Raw genomic sequence first — 11,570 nt, forward strand, 5'->3', positions numbered from 1 at the left:
ACAGCATCAATAGATCGGATAATGTATGATAACAAAGATTTACAGGAGCAATATGAGTTAACTGTTATTTGTCCTCAACTGCAAACCGCCCCTCCACTATATACCTCGTTAATTCTGAGGCAGTCAGGAAAGTTGGAGGGACACCTGTGGGAGCAGCTAGAATTACCTTTTTTATCTGGTGATGGTTATTTGTTGAATCTGTGTAATGTGGCGCCTCTTCTTAAGCGAGACCAGGCAGTAATGATACACGATACAGCAGTTTATGCATGGCCGAAGGCATACAGCTTTATTTTTCGGATTTGGTATAAAATGAATTACATGTTTACCTCCTGCCTTGCAGATATGCTTCTGACAGTGTCAGAGTTTTCTAAGTCAGAATTGATTAAATATGTAAATACAATACCTTCTAAGGTACATGTAACTTACCCGGCGTCCGTCTTTAAAATAGATCCTACCAGTAAAAGAAATAGAGAAGGTGTAGGTATTGGAGGAGCGCCTTATGTATTAGCAGTTAGTAGCTTAAGTCCTCATAAAAATTTAAAGGCTGTTATCAAAGCATTACATCTCTTACCTTTTCCCGATATTCGGTTATTTGTTGTGGGTGGAAAGTTTTCGCAAGTCTTTAATAATCCGGATCTGGAATCAGAGGACCAGCAACATGTTAACTTTTTAGGCTATGTAACGGACGAGCAACTGGCAGAACTTTATCAGAAGGCACTATGCTTTGTATATCCCTCTTACTACGAAGGTTTTGGTTTGCCACCACTTGAAGCGATGGCATGTGGTTGTCCTGTTGTAGTGTCGGACAGAGCTTCGCTACCAGAGGTATGCGGTGAGGCGGCCCTTTATTGTGACCCAGATAAGCCAGAATCAATTTCCTCTGCGATTCAGAAGCTGTATCTCAATCCTGATTTAGTACACACACTGGTGAACAGAGGGTATGAGCAGGTATGTAAATTCAGTTTTGACTCTACCGCCAGCAGAATTCTGCAACTAGTCCTAAAGAATGTGAATTGTTGATACAAATGAAAGACGATGTCTGTTCTACAATTGAGAGATCTAAGTATTTCCTATTGTTAGCTATTACAACTACATTGCCGTTTTCAACGAACCTTAATAGCTGGTTAATTATACTTTTTGTTGCGTTGACCATCTATGGCATTTCTCGGAATTCTATGAATTCTGCAGGTGACTTACAACTTCTTGTTCCTGTACTGGCGCTCTTTGCCTTGTATCTTTATGGAGTTTTTGTAACTGAAATTAAATGGCAGGAGTTAAAAGGGCTTGAACAAAAGCTATCGCTGCTGGCACTTCCAGGAGTGCTGTTCTATTCGCCACCTCTAAGCAAGCAAAGGCTTTTTTACCTGCTGCTTTCTTTTACCTTATCCTGCTTTGTTGTCTCCTTGTTAACGTTTAGAGAAGGCTTTGGTTTTCTATTCGCAGAACATCGGGTGTGGGCATTGGATGACCTGTTACTGATGCATAGGCCATTCCTTGGATTGTATTGTGTAGCGAGCTTATTTATCTTAATATATCTGTTCTTAAATTCTAGAGGGGCAGTGTTAAGAGGCCTGACCATTTTATTATTTTTGTTCTTCCTAGTATACGTTTACATAATAAATGCTAAAATGGCTGCTTTGGCTTTTATAATTGCAGGTTATTGCACCGCCAATCTATTTCTTTGGAAGAAGCAAGAGTACGCAATAGTATCTTGGATTAACATTGTTTGTGTTGCCTCTACAATTATAGTCTATTATAGTAGCGGAGGTGTTCAAAAGTTCATGCAAACACTGTTGTATTTCGAGCACTTTTCATATTCGGAATATAACTCTATGATGGTGGACAGCTTTAATGTTAGGTTTGGTATTTGGAAATGTTGTAAGGAGGTGCTGCTATCAAATTTCATATGGTTAACAGGTACTGGTATCATAGAAAGTAAAAGCCTGCTCCACCAGTGTTATATTGATAACTCTTTTGAGCACCAGGCAGAGTTTAAATTTGATTCCCATAACCAGTATCTTGGAATTTGGATGAGTGCAGGTATCTTTGGATTGATAGTCTATTGCGGGGTGCTCTTATACCTGTTGTGGACAGCGTACAGCAGACAGCAATATTTATACTTTAGCATTATTATGTTGTTTTCAATCTGTTGTATTACAGAAGGAATGATGAATTCTCAAAAGGGCATTTTGTTTTTCAGCTTATTTTACACTCTATTTACATTTCAAGAAAAAGACCAGACAGAGAAAAAGAGCTATATGTACAGTACGAATATCAACCTCTAAAATGAATTTCCCGAAGAAGTATGCTATTGTTCATGATTGGTTACCTCTTATCGGAGGTGCGGAACGTGTGCTGGAGTGCATTCATTCAGTCTATCCTGCACCTATTTATACTCTCATGAAAAATGATGAGGCTATTAGAGGTACTTATTTTGAAGATAAAGAAATTTTCACTTCTCTAATTCAAAAATTGCCTTTCGCAAAAACAAAATATAGAAATTACCTTCCTTTATTTCCGTATGCCATAGAACAAGTGGACCTGCGGGCTTACGACGTTGTGATTTCATCTTCTTATGCTGTGGCTAAAGGTGTTTTAACAAATTCAAATCAGTTACATATTTGCTATTGTCATTCTCCAGCACGCTATGCGTGGGACCTGTATCATCAATATATGGAGGAAAGCAATCTGAACAGAGGAGTGAAAGGACTTATAGCGAAAATTGTATTGCACTACTTGCGCCTGTGGGACAGTTCATCCAACAACAGAGTAGATTATTTCATTGCTAATTCCAATTACATTGTAAACAGGATAAAAAAACTATATAATCGAGATGCTTATGTAATTTATCCTCCTGTTGCTGTCGAGGATTTTGAATTCTGTGATGTTAAAGAAGATTATTACCTAGCTGCATCAAGGCTTGTTCCCTATAAGAAAATTGATTTAATTGTCCGTGCATTTAAGGAAATGCCGGATAAGAAGCTAGTTGTTATAGGTGGAGGTCCCGACTACAAAAAAATTAAATCAATTGCATCTCCCAATGTAATAATATTAGGGTTCCAGCCATTTCAGGTTCTAAAAGAGCGAATGCAAAAAGCTAAGGCTTTCATTTTTGCTGCAGAAGAGGACTTTGGAATAATTCCTGTAGAGGCTCAGGCCTGTGGTACTCCTGTGATTGCCTTCGGTAAAGGGGGGGCACTTGAAACTGTTATTGAAAATAAGACGGGGGTATTTTTTTACGAACAAACAACAAAAAGTATACAGGACGCTGTACACTTTTTGGAATCTAATTATTCAATCTTTGATTTCTCTTTCATACATAATCATGCCCAGAAATTTAGTAAATCGAACTTCAAAACTAAATTAGAAAATTTTGTGGAGGATAAGCAACAAGCTTTCTTTAAAAAGAACAGCTTAAAATAAATTTTTCTATTTTATTTAAGGTGCTGCTCGTTTTAATTAATTTATAAACTCCGTTATTTAGATAGTCCACTTAAACACCATATATATATATTCAGAAAAGTGGGGTTGCGCTCAAAAAGAATGTATAGTAGCGTAGCATGCTTATAATTTTTTATCAAATACAATGTATAAAGAGAAACAAGGCGAAAAAAAAGGTGAGGTTACAGAACAATTTCATCGAGACGAAGTAGATTTAACCTTTATAGTAGAGAAAGTAATAAAAGGTACTAAGTCTGCGGGTAATGGAATTTCATATATTTATAATCTAATTTTAAGAAAGAAGCTTCTATTAACTGGTTTTATGGTGTTTGGTATTATCTTAAGTTATATAGCGCATCAAGCCACTAAACCTTACTATAGTTCTTCTATGACTTTTGTTCTAGCTAAAATTAGAAATGATTTTGTGGAAGAACAGCTTAACGGTTTAGAATCGATGGTGGTAGATAAGAACTTTGAGGCTATTGCTGAACGTCTGGACATTACACTTGCCACTGCTCAGCAGATTAAAGACATGGATTTCATAAATCTGGATGAAGAAAGAATTACCATGGACAGTGTTCTGACCGGCTCACCATTCAGAATAGAGCTCAATGTTTACGATAACCAAGTATTTAGTTCTTTAGAACCTGCGTTAACCAGTTATTTAGAGAATAATAGATATTTTACCAGACAAAAGCAGATAAAGGAAGAACAATATCGGAAGATGATTTCAAAATACAGAAGTGATATTTCTTCTATCGACAGTATAAAGGGAGCTGCCCTCTTGCCTAAAGGACCGGTTAATGGCTTTATTTTTGGTCAGCCACTCGACCCGACGGAGCTTTATAAGCAAGGGATTGATATGTACAAAGATCAGGTGGAGCTAGAGGCTGAGTTAGATCAGTTAGATAACATTCAGGTGGTTAATGGCTTTGTACCCAGGAAAAACCCAAGTGGGCCAAACTTATTTTTATACCTGCTTGCAGGAGCTGTACTATTCCTGGTTTTGGGCTTGATAACAGCCAGTACTCTAGAAAAAAGAAAGAGAAAAATTTAAGGAGTACCTAAAAAAGGCTAAGTTTCAGAAAAATGCCCTTTGCATTATTAAATGCAAAGGGCATTTTCTTTTTTATAGAACACTTTTTTTGTCGTTCATACCTTAAAGGTTGAGGAGGTTCATCTAGGCTAGCAAAACATGAATTATCCAATTAATAGGGCTTTGGCCTCAGAGCATAAATTCCTTCAATAATCTCTACTACTTTTAATCCTTCTAATGCATTTGTGGCTACGGTATTTCGTCCTTTTAGAGTGTCTACTACATTCTCAATTACATAATGGTGATTTTGCGCGGAGCCCTTGTATGCTCCATAATCGTTACACATGTTGGTTGGGTTAAGTTCGGGCATGCTGTAGTTTTTTACATGACAATACTCTACCTTGTCCATATATTGACCGCCAATTATAACAGAGCCATTTTCCGCCACTATGGTCATACTGCTTTCCAAGTTCTGATTCCAAACTGCAGTAGAATAATTTAGGCATCCCATACCGCCATTAACAAAATCGAAAGAGACGAAGCCAGAATCTTCGAAATCTGTTAGAGATTGATGGTTAAAGTCCTTGAACTTCGCCTGAATATTTTCAATGTCTCCAAAGAGCCAGTACATGATATCCAGAAAGTGAGAGAATTGAGTAAATAGTGTTCCTCCGTCAAGATCTTTTGTACCGTGCCAGCCTCCTTTTTTATAGTACCGGTCATCGCGGTTCCAGTAGCAATTAAGCTGTACCATAAAAATTTTACCCAGAACCCCCTGTTCAATCAGGTCTTTCACCCAAATAGAAGGAGGGGAGTAGCGGTTTTGCATGACAGCAAAAACCTGTTTATGCATGTGCAGCGCTTTAAAAATCACTTGCTCTGCATCTTTTCGTGTTAAGGCCATCGGCTTTTCTACGACTATATGTTTTCTTGCCTCCAGACACTGCATGGCTTGGGCCGCATGAAAACCATTGGGAGTAGCAATATTAACCACATCACAATCAATTTTTGCCTCTAAAAAATCTTCTAGTGAGGAGAAAAAGGGTATGCCCCATAAGGCATCATTTAATTGTAACTCTTCTTTTGGCCTGATATCAATTAAGGCTACTAATTCACATTCCACATTTCTGAGGATCATTTCAGCATGTCTTTTACCAATATGACCCAGCCCAACTACGGCAAATTTAATTTTTCGATCCTGAAAAGGCATTTAAGAGTTTTTGGTTACCTGATTGTTTTCAAGTTGATATACTTCTCCGCTTTCCGGACAAGTGGCCTGGCCGTTCTGATCAAAGTATAGCCGGTGACCATACTCACTTACCCAGCCAATCTGCTTTGACGGGTTGCCCACAACCAGCGCGTAGGGCAATATATCCTTTGTTACCACAGCTCCGGCACCTATAAAGGCATAGGCACCAATATGATGTCCGCAAATAATGGTTGCATTGGCACCTATGGTAGCACCTTTTTCTACATGAGTCTTAACATATTGCCCGCGCCGGTTTATAGCACTTCTGGGGTTTTTTACGTTTGTAAACACCATAGAAGGGCCCAGAAATACATCGTCTTCGCAGGTCACGCCAGTGTAAATGGATACATTGTTTTGCACCTTTACATTGTTGCCTAATATTACTTCCGGCGACACGACTACATTCTGGCCGATATTACATCCTTCCCCGATTATGCATTTACTCATTATATGGGAAAAATGCCATATTGTCGTTCCGCTTCCTATCTGGCAACCTTCATCAATCACGGCGCTTTCGTGGCTTGTAAAACTCATACTAATACTACCTCCTGGTGTAAATATTCCCTTATAACCGATGCAATGTAAGATAAATGATCTTCTGTCTGTTCTGAATGTATCGGCAGCGAAAGCACCTGACTCGAAAGTTGCTCCGACACAGGATATCCTGTTGAATCTTGAACGAAGTGTGTATAAGCCTTTTGCTGGTGTATTGGCAAGGGATAGTACACCATGGTTGGAATACCCTTTTTTTGCAAATGAGCGCGAAGATTGTCTCTGTTAATGCCTGTACATTTTAAGGTATATTGATGGAAGACATGGCTGGATCTTTCTGATCTTTTAGGAATGCAGATGCCATCTAAGTTGCAGAAGGCCGCATCGTAGAAAGAAGCCGATTTATTACGGCTTGCACAAAAGCTGTTTAGGTGCGGCAGTTTAACTCGTAATATGGCGGCCTGAATGCCATCCAGGCGCGAATTAATTCCTATAAGCTCGTGGTAATACCTGGTTCTTTGGCCGTGGTTGGCAAGAATCTGTAGTCTTTCGGCGAGCCTAGTATCATTTGTGAGCAATGCTCCTCCATCCCCATAGCAACCCAGGTTTTTGGAAGGAAAAAATGAAAAGGTGCCGATATGGCCCATAGTCCCTGCTTTTTTACTTGTGCCGTCAGAGAAGGTATATACAGCTCCTACAGCCTGAGCTGTGTCTTCTATTACATAAAGATTGTGTGCCTGAGCCAGTAAAAGAATGTTTTCCATTTCAGCGCACTGACCAAACAGGTGAACAGGCACTATTGCTTTGGTTTTAGGAGTAATCTTTTTCTCAATAGATGCTGCAGTTAACATGAACAGATCCGGATCTACATCCGCAAATACCGGCGTGAGGCCTAACAAAGCTATGGCCTCTGCTGTAGCCACGTATGTAAAACTTGGCACTATTACTTCATCGCCAGGTTTGAGCTCCAGTGCCATAAAGGCTAATTGCAGAGCATCTGTGCCGTTTGCGCAGGTTACAGCATGAGGGGCTTGGTTATACGCAGCAAATTCCCTTGCAAACTGATCTACCTCTGGTCCATTGATAAAACCTGCAGTTTCTATAACATTAGAAATTGCGGCATCTATTTCCTTCTTTAAGGTCTGGTACTGACTTTGCAGGTCAACCATCTGTATCTTCATATAGAGAGACCGTGAATAGTGATTTAGGTTTGACGAGTGGTATTAATGTGCGCCTACCAATAAATTTATTTGTATATAAATACAATATGCAATAATAAAATAAGTTAACAAATTTTTCACTAACACATGTTGGTCACTATGTTTAATGTTAACTTCTGCAATAAGCTAAACGGAGACATTTCCATAGAAAAGGTTGCCTTGTGAACTCTTAGCATTTTCCATATTCATTAAACTGAATGCAACTTGAACTTCACCTTGTGGGAATAAAGCCTAATGTAAACCATTCGATTATTTGCTTTTTACAAGTTTTCCTGAATTTATAAGGAAAAAAAATTGCATGCAGAAGGTAAGCCAAATTTATGAAATTATATAAAAATGCGAAAGTTAGATATAAAACAGGAGCGTTCAGATTTAAGCTCAATCCTCTTTTGAGGTAAAGAGGACTCTATTCGTATAAAAATAAAAAAGCTAGGGCTTTCTTCAGTGGAAGGTAACCCTAGCTTTTTAACTACTTTACATAAGGTTTAATCATCCTTCCTTAAAACCCAACTCAAATTATACAAGTCTTTGCGTCGATCTTTCAGGTTGCGGACACTGCCAGCGGTGTTTAAGTCCTTGAGCAGGTCTAGGTCAAGATCGGCTATCAGCGTCATCTCGGTGTTTGGAGTGGCCTCTGCTACTACAGCATCGTGCGGAAAGGCGAAGTCGGAAGGAGAGAAGACAGCCGATTGTGAATACTGGATGTCCATGTTCTCTACCTTTGGTAGGTTACCTACACTTCCAGTAATGGCCACATAACACTCGTTCTCAATGGCGCGGGCCTGGGAGCAGAGTCGCACCCGCAGGTAAGCGTTTTTGGTATCCGTCCAGAAGGGTACGAACAGTATTTTCATGTCCATGTCGGATAGCATACGTGCCAGCTCTGGGAACTCCACATCGTAACAGATCAGGATGCCGATTTTGCCAATATCTGTGTCGAATATTTTGAGTTTATGGCCACCGCGCATACCCCAATAATGAGTTTCGTCGGGGGTAACGTGCAACTTGTATTGCTTGTCGTAGGTGCCATCGCGGCGGCAAAGGTAAGATACGTTGTAGAGCTTGTTGTCGTAGTACTCCGGCATACTGCCCGAAATAATGTTGATGTTGTACGACAAAGCCAGGTGAATCATGCGTTCTCTAATTTCCTCGGTATACTCCGCCATGCTCCTGATCGCCTCCGATGGCGTGTCCTCGTTGGTAAGTGCCATAAGGGGAGCGTTGAAAAACTCCGGGAACATCACGATGTCAGACTTATAGGAACTTACAGTGTCTACAAAGAATTCAACTTGCTGCATAAAATCGTCCAGCGACTTTACCGCCCGCATTTGCCACTGCACAATACCAATCCGGACAACTGTTTTTTTACCGCCTATCAGTTTCTCCTTCTCTTCATAATAAACGTTGATCCATTCTAGCAGCGTGGCATAGGCTTTGGATTCCTTATCGTCCGGCAGGTAGCCTTTGAGGATCTTACGCACGTGGAAGTCGTTGCTGATCTGGAAAGACAGCACCGGGTCAGACAGCTCCTTGTTCCGCACCATTTCGATGTACTTGGCAGGGGAGAGCTTGTCGGCATAATCGATGTAGCCAGGTATGCGACCACCCGCAATAATAGCACGCAGGTTCAGCTTTTCGCACATCTCCTTACGCGCATCGTAGAGCCTGCGGCCCAGGCGCAGGTTGCGGTAATCGGGGTGCACAAATACATCCAGCCCGTACAAAGTGTCGCCTTCCGGATCGTGGGTTTTAAAAGAACCTTTGGTAATGATTTGGTCGTAGGTGTGTTTATCGCCTATGGTAGCATAGTCTACTATAATACTCAATGCGGCTGCCACCACATTTCCTTTGTCTTCAATACAAATCTGGCCTTCCGGAAATTTTTTGAGCAAACTGGAGAATTCTTTTCTGGTCCAAGCTCCCATATTGGAATACACCTTGTCCATGATCTCCTTTACTTCTTTATAATCTTTCAGCTCCAACTGGCGAAGGAGCAACCTGTGTTCTGTATTGTTGTCGTTTCGTTCACTCATAAATTAAGGTAAAATTTGATCTAAACGTATACGGGATACAAGTATAGTTAAGATACGATATGCAATGAAAGTCTCTTGTGCAGAGACCTCACCACAAAATTAGTCAATTTTGCTGATTTCTTTTTGACAAGCAATTTACTTAAAAGCTGTAGGAGCACCGTAAACCTTGGCCTCCGAAAGCAAATTTAAGCTTCGGAAGGTCATTTTCATTAGCATAATTTACTTACAAGAAGTTTAGCTCTTGTGCGGCACTCGATATTACACCTGTACCTCTGGTATGTCGCCTTCTATTATTAGAGTGCCGGCGGTTGCCTTTTTTATGTCTTCTACTGTAACGCCAGGGGCTCTTTCCAAGAGTATAAAGCCTTGGTCGGTTACTTCCAGCACAGCCAGATCTGTTACAATTTTTTTTACGCACGCAAGGCCGGTAATGGGCAGGGTGCATTCTTTTAGCAATTTGGAGGAGCCGTCGCGGGCGGTGTGCTGCATGGCCACAATAATGTTTTTAGCAGAGGCCACCAAGTCCATGGCGCCGCCCATGCCTTTAACCATTTTGCCCGGAATTTTCCAGTTGGCTATATCGCCTCGCTCCGAAACTTCCATCGCACCTAAAATAGTAAGGTCTATGTGTTCTCCTCGTATCATCCCAAAGCTTTCGGCGGAGCTGAAGAGAGCGGAGCCTGGCAAGGTGGTAATGGTTTGTTTGCCTGCGTTAATCATATCGGCATCCACCATTTCCTCCGTAGGGAAGGGCCCCATGCCCAGCAGCCCATTCTCCGACTGCAACACCACTTCCAGCCCCTCCGGAATGTAATTGGCCACCAAAGTAGGAATACCAATTCCGAGGTTCACATACATGCCATTTTTAACTTCCCTGGCAATTCGCTTTGCTATACCGTGTTTATCCATGTTAATGTGGTAATGTAATAAATGTGCTGATGTGATAATTTTTAAACTGCTGTCAGTAAAATATTATTTGCTGTTTATTTTACTGCTATATATGATTTTTGATAATAGCTTCTGTACCTCCAAAAGTTTTGTTAGTTTATCCTGAATATCTGGAAAACCAGCCCTAAACTTACAGAGCATGAGCCAATACTCAGTCTCTTTTGCTTCTTTGGCGGCAATTTTTAGTTTATGTATAAAGTCCGCTTTGCTTTCTGCTTGTTGCGATTCCCATACATTGGCTCCTATGGATGTTCCGCTTTTTAAAAGCTGATTAGCAATAACTGACTTTTTGACCTGTTCTAAAGCTTCTGCATACTGTATAATAGTAAGCGCGAATTCAAAAGATTTTTTGACAGTAGCGTTATCATTTATTCCATTCATTCAAAAGTCCTTCTTTCAAAAAACGATCATTTAAACTTTTTCCTAACCAGCACATTTGCACATTAAATAACCGTCCTCTGCTCAATGCGCTTTTCGTAGTGGGTGCCCTGGAAGATGCGCTGCACGTAGATGCCTGGGGTGTGGATGGCGTTGGGATCTAGTTCTCCGGCAGGTACCAGCTCCTCTACTTCGGCAACCGTTATTTTGCCTGCTGCAGCCATCATAGGATTAAAGTTGCGGGCCGTTCCTTTATAAATGAGATTGCCGGCGTTATCGCCTTTCCAGGCTTTTACAAAAGCAAAGTCTGCCTTCAGCCAGTTTTCGAGCAGGTACATTTTACCGTTGAACTCCCGGCTCTCTTTGCCTTCGCCTACTTCTGTGCCGTAGCCGGCAGGGGTGAAGAAGGCCGGTATGCCGGCACCGCCTGCTCGTATGCGCTCAGCCAGTGTGCCCTGTGGAATCAGCTCAACCTCCAGCTCGCCTGTGAGCAGTTGGCGCTCAAACTCTGCATTCTCGCCCACGTAGCTCGAAATCATTTTCCGAACCTGGTGTTGCTTGAGCAGCAATCCAATTCCGAAATCGTCTACACCCGCATTGTTAGAAATGCAGGTCAGTTCTTTTACTCCCAGGCGCAACAACTCCGCTATGGCATTCTCCGGAATGCCACACAATCCGAAACCTCCCAGCATGAGCGTCATACCATCCTGCACACCTGCTAAGGCCTCGGCAGCATCTTTCACCGTTTTATTGATCATACTCCGGAACGATTG

Annotated in this window: 11 protein-coding genes; 4 read left to right on the plus strand and 7 right to left on the minus strand. The window is 41.2% G+C overall.

The genetic code is table 11. The annotated features are described in order from the left end of the window. Nucleotides 1-21 precede the first annotated feature (21 nt). From ACMA1I_RS09055 to ACMA1I_RS09070, 4 genes are all read left to right on the plus strand, one after another. Nucleotides 22-1,020, plus strand: a complete 999-nt coding sequence (locus ACMA1I_RS09055) for a glycosyltransferase family 1 protein (protein WP_337067989.1) — start codon at nt 22-24, stop codon at nt 1,018-1,020. A gap of 5 nt (nt 1,021-1,025) precedes the next feature. Then, complete coding sequence (locus tag ACMA1I_RS09060; RefSeq protein WP_337067990.1) at nt 1,026-2,285, plus strand: O-antigen ligase family protein; 1,260 nt, start codon at nt 1,026-1,028, stop codon at nt 2,283-2,285. Between the two features lies 1 nt (nt 2,286). Further along, a complete protein-coding gene (locus tag ACMA1I_RS09065; protein WP_337067991.1) occupies nt 2,287-3,423 on the plus strand; it encodes a glycosyltransferase family 4 protein in 1,137 nt (378 codons plus the stop codon). 163 nt (nt 3,424-3,586) lie between these two features. After that, the gene (locus ACMA1I_RS09070) at nt 3,587-4,498 is read left to right on the plus strand and encodes a chain length determinant protein (RefSeq protein WP_337067992.1); all 912 of its coding nucleotides are present in this window, start codon (nt 3,587-3,589) and stop codon (nt 4,496-4,498) included. A 151-nt stretch (nt 4,499-4,649) separates the two neighbouring features. Here ACMA1I_RS09070 and ACMA1I_RS09075 read toward each other — a convergent pair whose 3' ends face one another. The 7 genes from ACMA1I_RS09075 to ACMA1I_RS09105 form a co-directional block, all read right to left on the minus strand. Beyond that, nucleotides 4,650-5,687 (minus strand): Gfo/Idh/MocA family oxidoreductase, encoded by a 1,038-nt coding sequence (locus tag ACMA1I_RS09075; protein ID WP_337067993.1) that lies wholly within the window; start codon nt 5,685-5,687, stop codon nt 4,650-4,652. Next, nucleotides 5,688-6,260, minus strand: coding sequence for an acyltransferase (locus ACMA1I_RS09080; protein ID WP_337067994.1), 573 nt, complete (start codon nt 6,258-6,260; stop codon nt 5,688-5,690). Next, nucleotides 6,257-7,399 carry a DegT/DnrJ/EryC1/StrS family aminotransferase gene (locus ACMA1I_RS09085; RefSeq protein ID WP_337067995.1) on the minus strand — a complete coding sequence of 381 codons (1,143 nt, stop codon included), beginning with the start codon at nt 7,397-7,399 and terminating at the stop codon, nt 6,257-6,259. Before ACMA1I_RS09085 ends, ACMA1I_RS09080 begins: the two co-directional genes overlap by 4 nt. Before the next feature lie 524 nt (nt 7,400-7,923). Next, nucleotides 7,924-9,471 (minus strand): GNAT family N-acetyltransferase, encoded by a 1,548-nt coding sequence (locus ACMA1I_RS09090; protein WP_337067996.1) that lies wholly within the window; start codon nt 9,469-9,471, stop codon nt 7,924-7,926. Nucleotides 9,472-9,729: 258 nt separating this feature from the next. Continuing rightward, on the minus strand, nt 9,730-10,380 hold the full coding sequence (locus ACMA1I_RS09095; protein ID WP_414703887.1) for a 3-oxoacid CoA-transferase subunit B: 651 nt from the start codon (nt 10,378-10,380) through the stop codon (nt 9,730-9,732). A 63-nt stretch (nt 10,381-10,443) separates the two neighbouring features. Further along, complete coding sequence (locus ACMA1I_RS09100; RefSeq protein ID WP_337067997.1) at nt 10,444-10,800, minus strand: four helix bundle protein; 357 nt, start codon at nt 10,798-10,800, stop codon at nt 10,444-10,446. A 62-nt stretch (nt 10,801-10,862) separates the two neighbouring features. Next, nucleotides 10,863-11,555, minus strand: a complete 693-nt coding sequence (locus tag ACMA1I_RS09105; RefSeq protein ID WP_337067998.1) for a CoA transferase subunit A — start codon at nt 11,553-11,555, stop codon at nt 10,863-10,865. Nucleotides 11,556-11,570 lie beyond the last annotated feature (15 nt).

The sequence above is a fragment of the Pontibacter sp. 13R65 genome, from assembly GCF_047525655.1.
GTDB lineage: Bacteria > Bacteroidota > Bacteroidia > Cytophagales > Hymenobacteraceae > Pontibacter.